Source organism: uncultured Treponema sp. (genome assembly GCF_934725225.1).
Classification (GTDB): domain Bacteria; phylum Spirochaetota; class Spirochaetia; order Treponematales; family Treponemataceae; genus Treponema_D.
The window spans coordinates 192,060-212,134 of sequence record NZ_CAKVAM010000006.1 but is presented as its reverse complement, the minus strand read 5'-3'; the positions used below and the strand labels follow the sequence as shown (position 1 = coordinate 212,134).

General features: G+C 37.5%; 14 protein-coding genes. 4 read left to right on the top strand and 10 right to left on the bottom strand.

Annotated features, from left to right (window positions below):
• Positions 1 to 30: 30 nt before the first annotated feature.
• A complete protein-coding gene (locus Q0H92_RS10535; protein ID WP_296014758.1) occupies positions 31 to 2,121 on the top strand; it encodes a cation:proton antiporter in 2,091 nt (696 codons plus the stop codon).
• A gap of 138 nt (positions 2,122 to 2,259) precedes the next feature.
• Entirely contained in the window at positions 2,260 to 3,843 is a 1,584-nt protein-coding gene (locus Q0H92_RS10530) for a RecQ family ATP-dependent DNA helicase (protein WP_296014755.1), read from the top strand.
• Here the strand turns inward: Q0H92_RS10530 and Q0H92_RS10525 are convergent.
• The 10 genes from Q0H92_RS10525 to Q0H92_RS10480 form a co-directional block, all read right to left on the bottom strand.
• Positions 3,755 to 6,631: a pitrilysin family protein gene (locus Q0H92_RS10525; RefSeq protein ID WP_296014754.1), complete on the bottom strand. Its 2,877-nt coding sequence runs from the start codon at positions 6,629 to 6,631 to the stop codon at positions 3,755 to 3,757. The genes Q0H92_RS10530 and Q0H92_RS10525 overlap by 89 nt on opposite strands.
• A gap of 115 nt (positions 6,632 to 6,746) precedes the next feature.
• The gene (locus tag Q0H92_RS10520; protein WP_296014753.1) at positions 6,747 to 9,266 is read right to left on the bottom strand and encodes a heavy metal translocating P-type ATPase; all 2,520 of its coding nucleotides are present in this window, start codon (positions 9,264 to 9,266) and stop codon (positions 6,747 to 6,749) included.
• A 50-nt stretch (positions 9,267 to 9,316) separates the two neighbouring features.
• Entirely contained in the window at positions 9,317 to 9,679 is a 363-nt protein-coding gene (locus Q0H92_RS10515) for a heavy-metal-associated domain-containing protein (protein WP_296014752.1), read from the bottom strand.
• 19 nt (positions 9,680 to 9,698) lie between these two features.
• Entirely contained in the window at positions 9,699 to 10,013 is a 315-nt protein-coding gene (locus Q0H92_RS10510) for a metal-sensing transcriptional repressor (protein WP_296014750.1), read from the bottom strand.
• Between the two features lie 191 nt (positions 10,014 to 10,204).
• Entirely contained in the window at positions 10,205 to 11,383 is a 1,179-nt protein-coding gene (locus tag Q0H92_RS10505; RefSeq protein ID WP_295800892.1) for a phosphoglycerate dehydrogenase, read from the bottom strand.
• Positions 11,384 to 11,398: 15 nt separating this feature from the next.
• Positions 11,399 to 12,520, bottom strand: a complete 1,122-nt coding sequence (serC, locus tag Q0H92_RS10500) for a 3-phosphoserine/phosphohydroxythreonine transaminase (RefSeq protein ID WP_296014748.1) — start codon at positions 12,518 to 12,520, stop codon at positions 11,399 to 11,401.
• Positions 12,521 to 12,774: 254 nt separating this feature from the next.
• Positions 12,775 to 13,632 (bottom strand): putative ABC transporter permease, encoded by an 858-nt coding sequence (locus Q0H92_RS10495; protein ID WP_296014746.1) that lies wholly within the window; start codon positions 13,630 to 13,632, stop codon positions 12,775 to 12,777.
• A gap of 28 nt (positions 13,633 to 13,660) precedes the next feature.
• Complete coding sequence (locus Q0H92_RS10490; RefSeq protein ID WP_296014744.1) at positions 13,661 to 14,317, bottom strand: TetR/AcrR family transcriptional regulator; 657 nt, start codon at positions 14,315 to 14,317, stop codon at positions 13,661 to 13,663.
• 124 nt (positions 14,318 to 14,441) lie between these two features.
• Entirely contained in the window at positions 14,442 to 14,906 is a 465-nt protein-coding gene (locus tag Q0H92_RS10485) for a GNAT family N-acetyltransferase (RefSeq protein ID WP_296014743.1), read from the bottom strand.
• A 15-nt stretch (positions 14,907 to 14,921) separates the two neighbouring features.
• The gene (locus Q0H92_RS10480) at positions 14,922 to 15,509 is read right to left on the bottom strand and encodes a DJ-1/PfpI family protein (RefSeq protein ID WP_296014741.1); all 588 of its coding nucleotides are present in this window, start codon (positions 15,507 to 15,509) and stop codon (positions 14,922 to 14,924) included.
• A 570-nt stretch (positions 15,510 to 16,079) separates the two neighbouring features.
• On the opposite strand from Q0H92_RS10480, the gene Q0H92_RS10475 reads away from it, so the two are divergent.
• Together Q0H92_RS10475 and Q0H92_RS10470 are read left to right on the top strand one after the other, a co-directional pair.
• Positions 16,080 to 17,918 (top strand): DUF262 domain-containing protein, encoded by a 1,839-nt coding sequence (locus Q0H92_RS10475; RefSeq protein WP_296014740.1) that lies wholly within the window; start codon positions 16,080 to 16,082, stop codon positions 17,916 to 17,918.
• Positions 17,919 to 17,921: 3 nt separating this feature from the next.
• Positions 17,922 to 20,075 (top strand): DUF262 domain-containing protein, encoded by a 2,154-nt coding sequence (locus tag Q0H92_RS10470; protein ID WP_296014739.1) that lies wholly within the window; start codon positions 17,922 to 17,924, stop codon positions 20,073 to 20,075.

Here is a 20,075-nt window from a genome sequence, read left to right as displayed (position 1 = left end):
GACTTATATATTTTCTCGGAGGCTTTTTTTATGGAAGGCGATATTACTGCCCGGATGGGAACTCTTGTTATTCAAATCGGAGTTTTGCTTTTTGCTGTCCGCTTTTTTGGATTTCTTGCTAAGAAAGTCAGGATTTCATCGGTTCTTGGCGAGTTGATTGCCGGTGTTGTTATCGGTCCTTATGCTTTGGGTGCAATTCCGCTTCCTGGGTTTCCGTCTGGAATTTTCAGCTTGAATTCTGCTTCGCTTGCTGTAACTCCTGAGCTTTACGGTTTTTCTACTGTGGCTTCTGTTATTTTGCTTTTTGCTTCCGGTCTTGAAACTGACCTTGCGCTTTTCTTGCGTTATTCTCTTGCGGGCGGCGTGATTGGTCTTGGCGGAGTTGTGGCTTCGTTTCTTTTGGGCGACATTGCAGGAATGATGCTTTTTGGCTGCGGAATAATGGATGTAAGATGTCTTTTCCTTGGAATTATGTCCACCGCGACTTCTGTAGGAATTACGGCGCGCATTTTGTCTGACAAAAAGAAGATGGATTCCCCGGAAGGCGTTACGATTCTTGCCTCTGCTGTTTTTGACGATGTTCTTGGAATTATTCTTCTTGCTGTTGTGATGGGAATTGTTGCGGCTTTGAGTTCTGAAGGCGGACAGGTTTCAATTGACGGCGTTAAGATTCTTTTGATTGCTGCGCGCGCTTTTGGAATTTGGCTTGTGTTTACCGCTGCTGGTCTTGTTTTTTCAAAGAAAATTGCAAAGTTCCTAAAGCTTTTTAAGCATTCTTATGATTTTTCGATTTGCGCTTTGGGAATTGCGTTGCTTCTTGGCGGCTTCTTTGAAAAGCAAGGGCTTGCGATGATTATCGGCGCGTACATTACAGGACTTTCACTTTCTGCAACTGACATTGCGGCGATTATTCAGGAAAGAATCCATGGACTTTACAAATTTTTTGTTCCGCTGTTTTTTGCTGTAATGGGAATGATGGTGAATATGCGCGAGCTTATGTCCAAGGAAGTTCTTGCGTTCGGCGCGTTCTATACTGTGCTTGCGGTTGTTGCGAAAGTTGTTGGCTGCGGACTTCCTGCCTTGGGATTCGGCTTTAACTTGAAGGGAGCTTTGAGAATTGGCTGCGGAATGATTCCTCGTGGAGAAGTTGCTCTTATTATAGCCGGAATCGGTCTTACAGCTGGAATTCTTGATGAGCAGATGTTCGGCGTTGTTATTCTTATGACGCTTGTTACAACTTTGTTTGCGCCTCCTCTTATTTCCGCGGCTCTTTCTATAAACGGAAAGGGAACAAAAAAAGAAACCCGCTCAACAGACAACGTTGCGTTTACTTGGGATTTTGGCTCTGATGAAATTGCCGACCTTGTAATTGATATTTTCCTTAAGGATCTTAGAAGCGAAGGATTCTATGTTCAGATGATGAATATTTCCGACGGAATTTCCCAAGCAAGAAAAGACGGAATTTCTCTTTCAATTACAGAAACTGAATCTGTTGTAAAAATTGAAACAAGCGCGGAAGATTCAGGCTTTGTAAAAAATGCGATGTACGAAGTTTTAATCCGCCTTGGAAATCTTGTTCAGAATTTAAAGGAAAACTATGTTCCTGAAAAAATAAATTTCTTTGACCAGAGCGAAGTGAGCCGCACAAGTTCCGACATTCTTAAGCTTTTTGCGCCGGACGCTGTTTCTGTGGATTTGAAGGGAACTACAAAAGATCAAATTCTTCAGGAAATGGTCATGCTTCTTGCAAATTCCGGGGCTGTGCGCAACTGGGAAACTGTTCTTGCCGATGTGCGTGAGCGTGAAAATATTATGAGCACTGGAATGCAGCATGGAGTTGCTTTCCCTCACGGAAAATCCGACGCTGTTACCCACACTTGCGTTGCCTTGGGAATTAGCCGTAACGGAGTGGACTTTGATTCTCTTGACGGTGAAAAGTGCAAGGTCTTTGTTATGATTGTTTCGCCGAAAAAAACTTCTTCGCCGCACATGCTTTTGCTTTCTTCCATGAGCTACATTCTTCGCGATGAAAAAAATGTTGAGGAACTTTTGAAATGTCCTGACGCAAAATCGCTTTTTGAAAAGATGAAAGAATTTGCCGCGCGGAAAAATAATTCTTAAACTGAAAAAAAATTTTGCAGTTGATTCTGCATTTTTTGTTTTTCTTGAGCAATAAAGTTTTTATAAGAAAAAATCAGACTGCCTAGTAAAGTAAAATTTATTAGGCAGTTTTTTTTGCGCAAATAAAAAGAGGACTTTATGGCAGAAGAAATCAATGATGAGTTTTGGGCAATTCCAGAATCGGAAGAAGAAAGCACTTTGGATTCTGATGAAGTTTTGCAGGCGGCGAAAAAAGCTTTTGGTATTTCTTATTTTTTTCCGTGGCAGAGAATTGTAATTGCAAATATTTTGGATTCGGCAAATCCAAGAGATGATGTTTTAAAAGATGATGTCTGTTCTAACGGACGGCAAATTGTTTTGCTTCCGACTGGAGCTGGAAAATCGCTTTGCTTTCTTGCTCCGGCTTTGCTTTTAGATAAACCTACGCTTGTTATCTATCCTTTGCTTGCGCTTATTTCAGATCAAAAAAGAAGAATGGATGAAGGCGGTCTTGACTGCGTTGTGTTTCGAGGCGGCCAGACTGATTTAGAGCGTGAAGAAAATTTTATGCGCATAAAGAACGGCGCAAAAGTGATAATTACAAACCCAGAGGCGTTGCAAAATCAAAATCTTTTGGAGCAGCTTTGTTCATTTGGAATTGTTCACATTGCAATTGATGAGGCTCATTGTGTAAGCGAGTGGGGCGATTCATTTAGGCCTGCGTATTTAAATCTTGGAAAAGTTATAAAGAAAATTAATCCGCCTGTTGTAACCGCTTTTACTGCGACTGCTTCGGAAAGTGTTCTTGCAAGAGTTTCTGAAGTTCTTTTTGATGGAGAGGCGAAAATTGTAAGAAGCGAAAGCGACCGTCCGAATATTCACTATAAAGTTGTAAAATGCTATGCAAAAAAACGGACTGCCTTTTTACTTGCGCTGACGGAACAAAAGCCGCTGATTATTTTTTGCGGAACTCGTGCAAAATCTGAAGACATGGCGAGGGAACTTTCTGCTTACTACGGAAATGACAAAGTGAAATTTTATCATGCTGGAATGACCCGCGAAGAAAAGCAAAAAGTTGAAAAATGGTTTTATCCAAAAGACGATGCGGTTTTGTGCTGTACTTGCGCTTTTGGAATGGGAGTGGACAAGAAAAATATCCGCACTGTCATTCATTTGGAGCCAAGTCCAAGCGCGGAATCTTATATTCAGGAAGCCGGCCGCGGCGGAAGAGATGGGGAAATTTCAAATGCGATATTGCTTTGGAGTTTTAATGACCACAAAAAATTTTCAGCAATAAAAGAAAATGACAGAAGAAAAATTATGCAGAAATTTGCAGAAAGCAAAACTTGCCGCCGTCAAATTTTATTAGATGCTTTGGGCGGAGAACAGGCTGTGTGTGATGGCTGTGATGTTTGCTCAGGAAAATCAGATAAAAAAATTGCGCCTGATGCAAAAATTGTTCTGGAGCTTGTAAGAAAAAATCCAAACCGTTTTACTCAAGATGAATTGAATCAAGAGGCGATGATTGCCTTGAATAAAATTGCTGGGAAAAATTGCTCAGTGAATATTTATGAACATTCAGATACGGATGAAATTATAAGTCAGCTTAAGATGCAAAAAATCATCCGTATAAGAAAGTTTCCGTTTAAAGGACTTATTGCTCCTGCTCACCAAAATTTAAAGTTGTGTTTTCGCCAGTTATTGCGAACCAAGCGGAAGGATTTTCAATCCAGTATTTTTTGAAGACACGGAGAATTTCTTGCGCGGAAGTTTGCTTGATCTGTTCCAGTTGCTTTAGGTCGTAGTCAATATCGTTGAACTGAATCAAGTTGTATCCCATTATTGAAACTAAGCCTGCGCTGGTTTGCTGGCTTTGGTAAGTTTGATTTATATACGAATTTTTGTAGCCTTCCAAATTTTGTTCAATCGTTGAAAATTCATAGCTTCCGTCCGCATTTGTTTTTTCTACGATTTTGTCATTTGCCATGTAGTTTCTTGCTTCTTGCATGGTTTTTTCAAAATTGACAAAATCAGAAACTTTAAATAAATGCTCAATTCCGTAAGGTGCTTTCGAGCCGATGACATAACTCTGCGGCGAATAGCAAATTCCATAGTGCTCTCTTACAACATTAAAAAGAATGTCTGTGTAAATATTTCCTGCAAGCACGCATGGAATAAAGTTAGGCTCGGTGTTTGCAGGAGAAGCGAAAACTTTTGTAATGTATGCCGTTCCTTCTGCTGACGGATGGCGAAGTGTAACCGGCGCATTTTTTTGTATGCTGATTGGCTGTATGATTTTTCTTTTTGTTTCCTCGTTTGAAAATTTTAATTTTCCAATTGTGCTGTTCAGTTTTTTTATTAAAAATTCTGAATCAATTTTTCCTGAAACAACAACAGAAAAATTTCCATTTGCCAAAAGCTTTTTGTGATAATTTTTTAAATTTTCTATTGTAATATTTTTTATTGAATCAGGAGTTGCAAAAGTTTTTGCTTCGTAAGGATGACCTTTGTAAAGTTCATTTGAAATTGTGTAAGCCAAAAAAGATTCCGGGTCGTTGAAAATTCCTTGTATTCTTTGGCGCAAAGCATTGATTGTGTTTTCATAGTCATCCTGCTTAAATGTAGGATTTAAAAATCCGTCCAGAAAAACTGAAAGTGTTTTTTCAAAATGCTTGTCCATTGTATTTAAGTAAAGTGCGCTTCCAGAAAGTTTTGAAAAATATCCTATGCTGGAATTTGTGTCGTATGAAATTTCTGTTCGCTTTTTGTACGAAAACTTTTTTGAAGAATCCGCCATGAAAGAAAACAATGTCGTTTCCATGCCCGATGTTTCTGGTGTAAGTTTTTCAACTCCGCCCGGACAAAGAATCGCAATGGAAATAATTTTGTCGCTCGTGTTGTTTATGTAAACAGGAATTTCGTTTTTCAGTTTTTTAATTTCAATATTCCGTTTTAAAATTTTATTTTCAGTTTTGCTCGACTGATTTTCTTGCGGAATGTAAATATTTTTTTCTTCTGCAAATTTGTAATTTGAATTCTGAATCGGTTCTTTTAATTCAAATTGTTTTTCCTGCCACCATCTTTTTTCATCGGAATGAATTTCATAGAATCCTGTGCTTTCAAAATCTTTTTTCGTGCTGTTGTAAATTTCAGGATTTAAAAGAACGCTTACGAGCGGCTTTTTGTTTGATAAATATTTTTCTACAATTCTTTTTACATCGTCCTGCGTAACTTTTGAAAGATTGTCGTAGTAGCTGAAAAAGTATTCTGCATTTGTATTCGTCCACCAGCTTCGGATGCTTGTCAAAAGTTCTGAAGGAGTTTCTGTTGTCAGCGTCTGATTGTCTTTTAATTTTTCTATTATTTTTGATTTGTAAGATTCAGTAAAAAATTTTTTCTCGTTTGCAATTTTCGGAATAATTAAATTTTGAATTTCTGAAAGAATTTTTTCCGTTCGTTCTGGAAGTAAAGTTTCCGGCTCTGACACAATTGTTCCGAATTCAAAAAGTCCGTTCGCTCTTACTGTGGCATATTGCGCCCAAGAATTGTTGAAGTCTGGAATTTTAAATTCTGAATTTTTGTAAAGCGACTGAATGTATTCTCCGTTTGGCTCTGACAAAAGATACATCAGATAGTCCGCGGCATAAGTGTCTTGCAAATCAAAGTCTGCGTCCGGACCTCTGAACTGAATCATAATCTGCGCAAGTTCCTTTGTGATTTTGTCAAAAGGCATTACGCAAAATTGTGTACTTTCAAACGGTTCTTTTTTTTGCTGAATTGAATGTTCAATATTTGAATTGTTGTTGCTCCAAGTTCCGAATATTTTTTCTGCAAGCTTAAAAGTTTCTTCGGGCTGAATATCTCCGCCGATGAAAAGTGCGGCATTTTTTGGAATGTAGTATTTTCCTTTTATTTCTTTTAGCTGAGTTGAAGTCGCATTTCTTACAGCGTCAAATGAACCGCCGGAATCAAGTTTGTACGGCGCATCTGGAAAAAGTTTTTTGTTTAAATAGCTATAAAAAATTTTTGATGGCTCTGATTTTCCGCCTTCAATTTCTGAAAGCACAACTTTTTTTTCATTTTCAAGTTCCTGCTCATCAAGAAGAGGAGAACGAACCGCCGCATTCCAAAACGCAAGTCCTTCCTCAAGTTTGTTTGACGGCACTGTGAAAAAATAATTCACATGGTTTATTCCTGTTGTTCCGTTCCAGCTTGCAACTCCAAGATTTGAAAGTGCCCTGTTCACTGATGCCGCATCTTTGTAAAGTTTGTTTCCCTTGAACATCATGTGCTCATACAAATGAAAAAGTCCTGCGGTTTGCGGAGTTTGCGTTATGGCTCCAGCGCGGATTGCAATTTCAATATAGACTAATGGAACTGTGTGGTTTTCTGCGGCAAAAACTGTAAGGCCGTTTTCCATTTTGTATTCATATAAATTTTCAACTGGAGTTTTTTCGGCGTGAATGAAATTCAGTGTAAATAAAAATACAAATAATGAAATAATCTTAATAAATTTTTTGTTTTGTTTCATAAGTTTATTTCACTGAATTTTTGCTAGATTTTCAAGAGCGTTTTGTTTTGCGCGGAATAAATTTTTATTATGAAAAAAAAATCCGTGGCGAAATTTTTCACCACGGAAGTTTGTTTTAGACTACTGTGTATCCAGCCTTTTTTACTGCATCTGAAATTTTTTTGTCATCGACTTCTTTTGAAAGTTTTAAGACAACTTTTCCTGTTTCATGGTCTGCTGTGGCTTCTTCAATTCCTTTGATTTTTTCAAGAGCTTCTTTTACGTGCGCTTCGCAATGTCCGCACATCATTCCTTCAACTTTTATAGTTTTTTCAATCGTTGACATAGTAACCTCCTCTTGTCTTTTTGAAGATTGAAATTTATTTTCTGATTTGGAAAATTTGTATGGCTTAAAAAAATTCAGTCTAAGCGCATTTGTTACAACGCAGAAACTTGAAAGGCTCATTGCCGCCGCCGCGAACATTGGATTTAAAAGCAGTCCGAATGCTTTATAGTAAACTCCAGCTGCAAGAGGAATGCCCGCAACATTATAGAAAAATGCCCAGAATAAATTTTCATGAATATTTTTCAGAGTTGCTTTGCTAAGCCGAATTGCCGCCGGAACATCTAGCAGTGAATTTTTCATAAGAACAACTTGCGCGGAATCAATTGCAATGTCGCTGCCTGCTCCAAGTGCGATTCCAATGTCTGCGCTTGCAAGTGCCGGAGCATCATTGATTCCGTCTCCAGCCATCGCAGTTTTTCCTTTTGATTTTAAAGTTGCAATTGTCTTTGCTTTTCCGTCTGGAAGAACGCCCGCGATAATTTTTTCTATGCCGGCATTTTTTGCGATTGCCTGCGCCGTTTTTTCATTATCGCCTGTAATCATAACCGGAGTTACAGACATTGCCTTTAGCTGCGAAACCGCCTGCGCACTGTCGTCTTTTATTTTGTCCGCAACGCACATCATTCCAAGAATTTTATTTTCCTTTGCGAATATGAGCGGAGTTTTTCCTTCGGAAGCAAACAAAGCCGCTTTTTCTTTTATTGCTGAAATGTCTGCATTTTTTTCTATGAAGACTAAGTTGCCTGCAAAAAATTTTTCTCCTTTGATTGTGCATGAAATTCCATTTCCCGGAAGCGAAACAAAATCCTGCGTGTCGAAAAGTTCTTCGCTGGCAAAACTTGAGTTGCTGAAAAATTTTACAACAGCTTTTGCAAGAGGATGTGAGCTTTTGGATTCAAGCGATGCTGCAATTTTTATCAAGTCCTTTTCTGAAATATCATTCGTCGCAACAATGTCAGTTACTTCCGGCTCGCCTTTCGTTATTGTTCCAGTTTTGTCTAGCGCGACAATTTTTATTTTTCCAGTTTCCTCAAGTGAAGTCGCGGTTTTAAAAAGAATTCCGTTTTTTGCTCCGACTCCGTTTCCGACCATGATAGCCACTGGAGTTGCAAGTCCCAACGCGCAAGGACAGCTTATGACAAGAACTGCGATTGCTCTGGACAATGCAAAGTTGAATTCCGCGCCACAAATCAGCCAGACAAAAAATGTTATTGCTGAAATTAAAAGCACGGACGGCACAAAAATTCCAGAAACTTTGTCTGCTGTTTTTGCAATCGGAGCTTTTGTTGCGGAAGCGTCGCTTACAAGTTTTATTATTTGTGAAAGCGCAGTTTCTTCTCCGACACGCAATGCCTTGCATTTTAAAAATCCGTTTAAATTTATAGTTGCCGAATATACTTCGCTTTTTGCAGATTTATCGACTGGAATGCTTTCTCCTGTTAATGCGGATTCGTTTACAGAAGATTCGCCTTCAATTACAATCCCATCGACAGGAATATTTTCTCCGGGCTTTACAATAAAAACGTCGTCTTTTTTTACTTCGCTTATTGGAATTACAATTTCTTTGCCTTCACGGATGACTGTTGCGTTTTCAGGCTTTAGCTTTATTAGATTTTTTAGAGCGTTTGTAGTTTTTCCTTTTGAAATGGACTCGAGCATTTTTCCTACAGTGATTAAAGTTACAATCATTGCAGCTCCTTCAAAATAGAAGTTGTCCATACATTTCATTACGCGCGGCTCATCGCCTTTTAGAACTGCGTCAGTCATGTTGAAAAGAACCAGTGTGCTGTACACAAATGAAACTCCGCTTCCGAGTGCAACGAGCGTGTCCATGTTTGGAGTTCCGTGAAGAAGTCCTTTAGTTCCGCTTATAAAAAATTTTCTGTTGATGAATAAAATTATGATTGTAAGCAAAAGCTGAACAAGTCCCATTGCGACATGGTTTCCGTTGAACCAAGAAGGAAGCGGAAAGCTCAGCATCATGTGTCCCATGCTGAAATACATGAGAATCAAAAGAAAAATCAATGAACTTGCCAAGCGGCTTTTTAGATTTTTTAGTTCTGAATTTTCTAGCAAAAGTTCCTGGTCTTCTGAATTGCTTGTTTTTTCGCTGCCTGAAACTTTTGCGCCATAGCCTGCTTTTTCAACAGCTTGAATTATGCTTTTTGCGGAAGCCGTTCCTTCCACGGACATTGAATTTGTAAGAAGGCTTACAGCGCAAGATTGCACGCCTTTTACTTTTGTTACTGCATTTTCAATTCTAGCCGAACAAGCGGCACAGCTCATTCCTGAAATAAGAAATTTTTCCATTCGAACCTCCTTGCTTACAGACAAAAGTCAAGAATGAAATTTCCTTTTTATTATGGAATAGTTTTTATAAATTTATATCCTGCATTTTCAACAGCAGATTTGATTTCTTCGTCTAAAATATTTCTGCTTGCTTCAAAAACCGCAGTTCCATTTTTGTAGTTTACTTTTTTTACAGAAAGCTCTTCGATTTTATTCAGCGAGTTCCATAATTTTTTTGCGCACTCTGAGCATTTCATTCCTTCTGTAAAAACTGTCTTTTTTTCAACAACAGGATTTTCAAGCTGTTTTTTTTCAACTAAAGTTCCGCCGCCTCCGCCGCAGCAAGAACTTTCGCCTTTAAAATGCTTTATTGAATTTCTTAAGGCAAATGCAAAAACTACAATTATAAATAAAACTAAAATTACATTTATCATTTTTTTCTTCCATGAAAATTTATTTCATAAGTTTTTGAAGTGTGCGGACAAGCTCGTCAACAATTTCTTCGTCGCCTTTTTTTATTCCTTCTGCAACACAGCCTTTTATGTGGCTTGCAAGGAGCTCCTTTGTGAACGAGTTAAATGCGGCTTGGCACGCTGAAACTTGAATGAGAATGTCCGTGCAGTATGCGTCGTTCTGGAGCATTTTTTTTACTCCATTGATCTGACCTTCAATTCTGCTGAGTCTGTTTACGAGTTTTCTTAATTCCTCTTCCGGGCGTTTGGTTGTCTTGTTTGCACAGCAAGATTTTTTTTCTTCTTCCATTTCCATAATTTTTCTCCGTGGTAAGTTTTTTATTATACTATACCATGCTACTGTATATGTCAATATACCGGGGAAAGGTTTTGAATTATTTTTCAGCGAGAAAATGAAATTTTTTTGCGACAATTTAAAATAAAAAATCCCTGCGAAAGACAAATAAAATTCATTCCGCAGGGAAATATTGTTTTGATGAAAGATTTTTAGTTGTAGATTGGTCTTACTTTTGTAACGTCTTTTATAGCAGCAAGATTTTCCAAAGTTTGCTCGGTGACTTTTCCTGCCACATCAATAATGTTGTAGGCAACTTCACCGCGGTTTTGGTTGACCATTCCTTCGATGTTGAGATTTGCTTCTCCAAGAATTGTCGTGAACTGCGCAACAAGTCCCGGCTCATTTTTGTGGCTAATGCAAAGTCTTGTTCCGCCGCAAGGAATTGGGTTGTCTGTTGTTGTCTTTGGGAAGTTTACGCTGTTTTTGATGATTCCGCGCTCAAGGAAATCACGAAGCTCTTTTACAGCCATTACCGCGCAGTTGTCTTCTGCTTCTGGAGTTGAAGCTCCCAAATGCGGAAGGCAGATTACTTTGTCGCAGGCAATAAGTTCTTCAGCTGCAAAGTCTGTAACCATGCACGAAATTTTTCCGGCTCTGATTGCCGCAAGAACATCTTCGTTGTTTACAAGTCCGCCGCGCGCAATGTTTATGAGCTTTACGCCGTTTTTCATGTTCTTGATTGTATTTGCGTTGACAAAGCCTTTTGTGTCTGGAGTTTCCGGAACATGAAAAGTAAGGTAGTCAGCTTTTGCAAGAAGAGTGTCCAATGTTTCAGCGTGCTTAACCTGATGATTCAAGCTCCAAGCGGCATCTACGGAAAGAAACGGATCGTAGCCGATTACATTCATTCCAAGTTCTACGGCTGTGTTTGCAACCTGCGCTCCAATTGCTCCAAGTCCGATTACGCCTAAAGTTTTTCCTTTTACTTCCTGACCGATGAAATTTTTCTTTCCCTTTTCAGCAAGCGTTGCGATTTCTGCGCCTTTTCCGGCAAGTGAATTTACCCACTGGTTTGCGGCGATTACAGGACGGCTTGCCATAAGAAGTCCGAGGATTACAAGTTCCTTTACAGCGTTTGCGTTTGCTCCCGGCGTGTTGAAAACTACAACGCCTTTCTGAGCAAGGTCTTTTACCGGAATGTTGTTTACGCCGGCTCCTGCGCGGGCAACAGCTTTTATGTTCGGGTCGATTTCCATTGAAAGCATATCGTGGCTGCGAACAAGAATTGCGTCCGGCTTTACAATTTCGCTTGCAATTTCGTATTCATCGCGCGGAAAGTTATCAAGTCCAACTGCGCTGATTCTGTCTAGTGTCTGAATCTTAAACATTTTTTTCTCCGTTTGTTATTTGTTTTCTTCTGCGAATTTTTTCATGAACTCAACAAGAGCCTTGACTCCGGCTATCGGCATCGCATTGTAAATTGAAGCTCTCATTCCGCCAACAAGTCTGTGTCCTTTAAGATTTACAAGACCCGCGGCTTCAGCTTCTTTTACAAACTTTGCATTGATTTCTTTTTCCTTTGCAATGTCGGCTTCGTCTTTTGAGCCTGTTGAATATTTTGTAAGGAACGGAACATTCATGAGCGAGCGGCTTCCTTTTTCTGCTGTGGCGTGATAGAAATCGCTTGAGTCAAGATAGTCGTAAAGATAGTTTGCTTTTTCAACATTCAGTTTGTTGATTCCAGTTGCTCCTCCGTTCTTTTCAATCCAGTCAAGAACTTTTCCGAGAACGTAAATTGTGTAGCAAGGCGGAGTGTTGTACATGCTTCCGTTGTCTGCGTGAGTTTTGTAGCAAAGCATTGTCGGAGTTCCTTCGCGCGGATTTTCTGTAATCAAGTCTTCGCGGATTATAACAAGCGTAACTCCAGCCGGAGCAAGATTTTTCTGCGCGCCTGCAAAAAGAAGTCCGAACTTTGAAACGTCAAGTTCTTCGCTCAAAACGCAAGATGAAATGTCTGCTACAAGCGGAATTTTTCCAGTGTCGGGAATGTACTCGTAGTGAGTTCCCATTATTGTGTTGTTGAAGCAAATGTACGCATAATCGTAGTCGCCTTCAATTTTTTCAACACGCGGAATGTAAGAATAATTTTTGTCTTCACTTGAAGCGATTATGTCAACTTTTATTCCAAGATGCTTTGCTTCCGCCGCCGCCTTTTTTGCCCAGACTCCAGTCTGAATGTAAGCCGCTTTTCCTGTGTGGATGCCAAGATTTTCTGCGACCATTGCAAACTGAGTTGAACCGCCTCCCTGCAAAAAAAGAATTTTGTAGTTTTCTGGAACTTTCATAAGCTTGCGGACTTGAGCTTCCGCGTGGTCAATTATCGCCTGATATGTGCTTGAGCGGTGGCTCATTTCCATTACTGACTGGCCGCTTCCGTTGTAGTCGAGCATTTCTGCTGCGCATTCTTTTAAAACTTCTTCCGGCAAGCAAGACGGACCTGCGCTAAAATTGTATACTCTTGACATTCTGTACCCCTTTTAATTTTTTTTGTGAGAAAAATCACAATAAATTTGCTATAATTTCTTTAATTTTATAAGAAAAATGAAGGCATTTCCATTGAAATTTAGCCTAGGCTTACAAAAAATGCTAGAATTTGCTGATTTTACGTTGAAAATTGTCTTTATGTGAGAAAAATCACAATATTTTGGTGTTTTTTGCTTGGTAAACAGTTTGTCATTGCCGCGCTTGACACGGCAATGACAAACTTGTGGAATTTAGGTTACTTTCGGATTTTGCTCAGGCGCTCGTTGCGTTTCTTTTCTATGCTTTCCTTGAGCGTCTGCTTTATGTGGTCAAGCGGAAGTTTGTATTCGCGGCTGGACATTGTAGGAAATTTTCTGAAAAGGCTTTCTTCGTTGCGTTGCCTGCGTGAAAATTTTTCAAGTCGTTCTTTCATTTTTTCGCTTGCCTGAATTGAGCCGGATTCGATTCTCGCTTTTACAGACTGAATCATTGTGTGCAAGTTCGTGTCCGCAAACCAAGATTCGCTTCCGTATTTTTCCTTGAGCTGCTCGCCGAACATTTTGAGTTTTTCCATTGTCTCGCTGAATTTAACAAGCCGCTTTACCGTGAAAATCAAATCGATTCCGAGCATCGTGCTGAACGCGTAGTAAATTGCAGGAATGAAAGGCTGAATTTCAGGAGCGAAAATCAGATTTACGGCTATTGGATGCAGAAAATGCTCAAGCGCAACTCCGCCAAACCCGAACGCGCAGGAATTTAAAAGGCAAATTCTTCCATTTAAATTGAATTTATGCGCCGAATAATCCCACCATTTTGTGTGAAAAATCGTTTCCAAAAGCCAGCTTGAAAAATATTCCAGAATTGAAGCTAAAATTGCCGAAGCTACAAAAAGCCTGAACCAAGTTTCGCGCCAAGGATAAATTCCAAAAAGAATTATAAGCGCGCCGAATCCGTAAATAGGACAAATCGGACCGTGCAGCATTCCGCGTTTTTCAATTTTTCTGTAAAGTGAAGAAACCCAGATTTCCTCGCAAATCCATCCGACAAAAGAATAAAAAATAAAAAGCAAAAAAAGATGCTGGCTGTCAATCAAAGGCATATTTATCTGATTCATTTTTTCCTCAAGAAATTTTTGAAAAATTTTAGGCGTGCAAAAGATTGCTGAACTGCTCTACAAGCCTGTTGATTTCATCGATTCCCTTGTCGTCAGATTGAAGCGTAAAAAGTTCTCCTTCGCCGCTCTTGGGATTCTGCACAACAGCCTGCTTGCGTTCTAAAAGACGTCGGTTTAAAAAGTCGTTTATTCCGGCGCAGAACCATTTTGAAATTCCTGGAATCTGCTCTTTTGAAATTTTTATTTTTCCCAAGTTCAAAAGGCATTCAAGCACGATTTCAGTCTGAGATTCAAGCTTTTCATTTTCTTCCTTTATAATCTGCGCGGTTTTTATGTCGAAATATTTTTGGCTTTCCACAAAAGTGTAAATTTGAAACAGTGGCGCTTTTTCGTGCATTTTTACGTAGCGGCTTACGATTCCTTTTAGGACAGTTTCAACTGGATATTTTTTTGCCACGCTTTCAATTTCAGCCGGAATAAATGAAATGTTTCTTAAATATTCGGCGCAGGAAAAAGTTGTCTGATCGATTATGTCGTTGCGGCTTTCAAAGTGATTGTAAAGCGACGCTTTTTTTATTCCAAGCGATTCGGCTATATCTGAAAGGCTTGTTCCGCCCGCGGACTTGTAAAACGCTGTGTCCAAAAGAGATTTTATAACGCTTTCCTTTGTGATTTTTTCCGACATATAAACCTCGCTTAACTACTAACGCTCGTTAGTCTAAATCAACTTGTGATTTTTGTAAAGAGGAAAAATGCTGAACCTTGCGGTGATTTCAAGAAATTTTTCACTTTTTTAATTTATTTCCGCTTTATAAATCCTTCGCCATCGCTTCATTGTTTGTGTGCCAGCCCATTGTCTTGTAGAGTTTTCTGCCGTCGTCGGTTGCGTCCAGGCTGATTTCGGTAACGCCGAGTTCTTTTGCCTCGTCAATAAGAAGCTCAATCATTTTGCGGGCAATTCCTTTGCGGCGGAATTCTTTTTCAACGTGGACGTTCATCAGGTGCGCGCGTTTTCCGCCTGGGTGAGAAAATGTCGGCATCAAGTTTGTGTAGCAGAGCGTTGCGTTTCCCACGATTTGCGGTGTTCCAGCGGAATCGTCAGTTGCGATTACGGTAGTTCCGTCTCCGTGCAGAAAATATTCTTTTGTGGCTTCCATAAATTCGGCGGAAAATTCATAGTCATCACAAAATCCGCATACATCGCCCATTGTCCGGCATCGGGATTTCATCAGTGCGTCAATGTCCGAGGCGGTTGCTTTTCTGATTTGAACCATGTTTTTGCTTCCTTATTAAATTGCTGAAAAGTCGTCTTTTTCCGGGTTGTCGTTCCATACGTATTCAATCCGCCTGGCAATTTCCGTCGCCCTGTTTTTTCCAAGGGTGTCGGAAACAAAGCCCAACGCCATGTCCATTCCTGCGCTGATTCCAGATGACGTGTAGAATTTTCCGCATACGACCCAGCGAGCCTTTTCAATCCAAAGCGTTTTTTGCGAAGTTGTTTTTACCCATTCGAATGCCCTTTTGTTTGAAGTTGCCCGGATTCCGTCAAGTACACCGCATTTTGCAAGAAGGGCAGAGCCGGTACATACTGAAAGGCAGAACTTTGATTTTTGGGCAAGTTGTTTTAATTTAAAAAGAAAGTCCTCGTCGTGAACAAGGCTTCGCGTTCCTTCGCCACCGGGAATCAGCCAAACGCAATCTTCTTTTTCTTCTGTGATTGGTTTTGTTACAACAGAAACATTTTGCGAACTTGTTACAATTCCACCATCAACTGAAAAATAGTCAAGTTCAAATTCCTGAGCTTTTCCGAAAATTTCAGCAGGTCCGAATGCGTCGAGCGTTTCAAATTTGTCAAAAAGAAGAATGTTTATTTTCATGCTCTCTCCTAAAAAGTTTTTGCAATTATCCAGCTTCTTTGTCATTATCCGGCTTGACCCTGCGATGTTTCTGGAAGAAACTCGTTTGATGATCTCCTGTAATGGATCCCTGTGTCGGCGCACGGGAATGACAAATCAATATGTCATTGTCGGACTTGATCCTGCAATCTGTTATTAAGATTTTCGTATCAAGTGCGGGGATGACAGTGGAAATGCTATTTGCAATCTTAAACTTTATTCCGCTTCTTTGCAATCTGAGAATAATGATGAAATTTCTGTGTTCAATTTTCCGTTGCTGTAATATAATCTTTGCATGAAGAAATTTCTTTTTGTCTTGCCTTTGGAAATTTATAGAAATCTGTGCAAAAAGCGCAGGGCTATCATAAAATGATAGTTTAGTTGAGTATAAATATAGGTGTAATAGAAGAACTGTTGAAAGAAATGTAGATATTATAAAAATTACATACGTGTAATTTTTATCAGTACAGTTTGCTCAAGCGTTGCTTTCACAAACTGTGATTCTCGTCATCCGTGAATCGCCACAAGTTTTTTAAGGGGATTATAATAAGTATGGAAGAAAATTTTGATCCAAACAAAAAATTACAAACAGTTGCAATCAAGGAACTCGCAGGATTTACGTTCATAATTCCTGATTACCAAAGAGGTTACAGATGGACTCCCATTGAAGTTGAAAAACTTCTGGATGATATTATAGAATTCAAAGATAAAACAGATGGAACAGATTACTATTGTATTCAACCACTGGTTCTCCTAAAAAAAGGCACAGAATATGAAGTTATAGATGGGCAGCAAAGACTGACAACTTTATATTTAATTCTATTGTATATAAATAAAACCGTATATAAAAATGATTCAACATTTTATTCCATAATTTATGATAGTGCAGGAAGAGCATCTAGTGAATCTTTTTTAAAAAATCCTGTAAAGGAAAAAGTTCAAGATGATATTGATTTCTCTCATATTTATAAGGCTTATCAAAGAATAACAGAATGGTTTGAAAACAAAGAACCAAATGTCCTTTTACGTAATAGTTTTGCAAGCAGCATTCTTAATACTATTCTTCAACAGTTAAGATTTATTTGGTACAAGGTAGACGACTCAGACGGTACTCCGATTAATATTTTTCACAGATTGAATGCCGGTAAGATAAAATTAACAGATTCAGAATTAATAAAAGCCCTGCTACTTTCCGAGGATTCTATAAAAAAAACATTGAAGTTATCTCCTATTGAAGATGAAGAACTAAAACTTGAAGTGGAAAAAGCAAATAAAAAAACATTGCTATTAAAGCAAATTTCAATGGCTGCAGAATGGGATCAAATTGAACATAAACTTCATGATACAGAATTCTGGAGTTTTTTATCCAATATAGATAAAGCTACAAGAATAGACTTGCTTTTTGAGTTATCTACTCCAGAAAACAAAAAACCATTTGATTATTTTAACACCATTTCTAAAACAAAAGATTTTTTGGAAATATGGAAAGAAATTGTAATTAATTTTGAAACTCTGCAAGAATGGTATATAGATAAAAATCTTTATCACCTTATCGGATACATTATCAATGAAAATATTTTGTCATTAAAGGAAATCCTTGATTATTATAAAAGCTCAAAATGCAAAGATAGAAAAGGCTTTAGGGATTTTTTAACAGAAAAAATTGCAGACACAATTAAATCAATCAATATTGACGAAATACATTATAATGGTGAATCAGGAAATCGCAGTCTCTATAGAATACTTAATCTTTTCAATGTAATGACGGTAGGTAAATCTGGAGCAAATCAAAGATATCCTTTCTCAAAGCATAAAGGAACTGTTTGGAGTATAGAACATATTCATGCCCAAAATTCTCAAGAATTGCAAAAAAGAAAAGATTGGTTTAATTGGTTAGATTACCAGTTCAGAGCATTATCAAAAGTAGAATTTCCAAATGAACCTGATAAAGAGCAGAGGCGTGTGGAAAATCTTTGTCGCATTCAACTTGAGTTACCAAAGTTTAAAACAGATGGGAAAGGATTAGAAAAAATATTTCGAGAGATAGCACATGATGTTGAATCATTATTAAATGATTCTAAAGATGATGATTCTATGCATTTAATAAGTAATCTTGCATTATTAGGAAAAAAAGATAATTCAGCATTTAATTCTTCAACTTTTGCTGCAAAAAGATTAAAGATGATGGAATTAGATAAGTCAGGCTCTTATATCCCGATATGTACAAGAAATGTCTTTTGTAAATATTATAATCCGGATGCAGAGAACTTTTCCTTTTGGACAACAGAAGATAGAAAAACCTACAGGAAGTCTATTATAGATACACTAACAGAAGCTGGATTTCCACCAAAATACAATGATGGCTCAAATATTGAGAACGAGGAAGATTAAGTTATGAATGAAACCTTTAATACTTATACATTTATTGAAATTCTCAACAAATGGAATATTATAATTCCTGTAATTCAACGAGACTATGCTCAAGGAAGAATTGATGAGAAAACAAATAAAATACGAGATAATTTTATTGAATCAGTAAAATATAATCTCAATAACAATAATTCTATGACATTGGATTTTGTTTATGGCAAAACAGAAGGTCTTGATTTTATCCCTTTAGATGGCCAACAACGCTTGACTACACTTTTTCTTTTACATTGGTATTCCATTCAAAAACATTCTTTTGGGAACGAAGATGAGAGAAATAATGTGGTTTCGCTACTTGGCAAGTTTTCTTATAAAATAAGAGAATCTGCTTCTCGATTCTGTTTGTTTTTAGCCAATTTAAAAGAAATAATTCAGACAGACAGAAAACTCAGCGAGCAAATTGAAACCAATAAGAATTTCTCAACTATATGGAAAAATGACCCTACTGTAAGTGGAATGCTAGTAATGCTTGATGAGATTCAGGAAAAATTCCTAGATTTCAAAGAGGATCTATATGAATTATTGGCAAATAAAAAGCTTATTACATTTCAATTTCTTGATATGAATAGTAAGTCATTTAAACAGAGTGATTCTTTATATATCAAGATGAATGCAAGAGGAAGACCTCTAACAGACTTTGAGATATATAAAGCAAATTTCGAAGATAAACTCGATAAAATAGATTCTACTTTAAGAAGTGAGTTTTCTAGAAAGATAGATGGTGCCTGGCAAAATAAAATCTTTTGGAAAAAATATGGGGAAAAATCTGATGATGCCTTCTTAAATTTTTTTGAATTAATTGAATTATATGAACGCGTTCTTAGTAATGACACTAATGAACAAACTCAAGATGATTTTTACAAAATTAATGCTTGGAATAAATCTTCTGCATTATTACTTATGAATTGCTTGAACTTTTTCGAGACTCATATGAATACAGAAAGTTTTTTTAAAACCATTTTTTCTCTTGATAACTATGAAACAAATAAAGTTTGTTTATTTCAAAAGGATATTGATTTATTTGATTTATGTATAAATCCTGAAAAAAAGGCAGACATAAAAAATTCCATTATGTTCTTTGCCGTCTTGAATATGATACAAAATAATTCTATTGATACATACAAATTAAGAATCATACGAAATCTGGCTTGGAATAGTGAAAATGAATTGCGCTTTAATAATTGGCATGAATTATTCACTGAAGTAAAACTAATTTGCTCAGATGTTAATAATTTAACTAAAGTAAAAAAATTTAACACCAATCAAATTAATGAAGAAAAAGAAAAGTTTGCATTTATTTCTAATAATAAACAATTGAAGGAGACATTATTTGAACTCGAGGATTTGGCTATTTTCAAGGGACATCTAACAGCCCTATCTTATAATGACAAAAATTTAAAGGAATTACACGATACTATTATCTCATATTTTTCTAATAATCCGAATAGCAATCAAAATGCAATTCTATTTGGAAGAGCGATGCTATCTTATGGAGATTATGCAGAATACTATTCAGATACGAAATGGAAATATGTAAATTCTGAACAATCTCTAGCTGCAATTTTACATGATGCTTCCAAAGACACAAAAGATGGTATAAATAAGACATTTACAAGATTAACAATGGATCTTGGGAAGAGCACAATTGAAAGTATTATTAACAATGCAGTTAATAATTCCAGTAAAGATGATTATATATACTATTATATCAAGTATCCTGAAATGCTGAGAAAATCTAAAAAAGGTTTAATGCAATGGGAAGAAAATTTTAAAATGGCTTGTTTGACCGGAGAAACTCTCCGCGGATGGTGGTATGATCCCTATCTCTATACTGTGTACAAGCGCTTACCGGCGGAAATTCAAGAAACATTAGGAACAAAATTCTTAAAAAACTTAGGTTATTTGGATGATTGCAAACCTCTCACAATAAATAATTGTGAAATTCTTCCTGTGGGTTCAGGATGGAGAATTACTAGAAAATCAAATGCTGTCGAGTATCAAAAACACTTTGAGATTTTAAATAAAAAATTGAAAGATGGAGTATTAATAGTTCCAAAAGATGTTGATAGGATTGAATGTTGTTGTTCTTTAATAAAAGAAATTTATAACTGGAAGGAATAA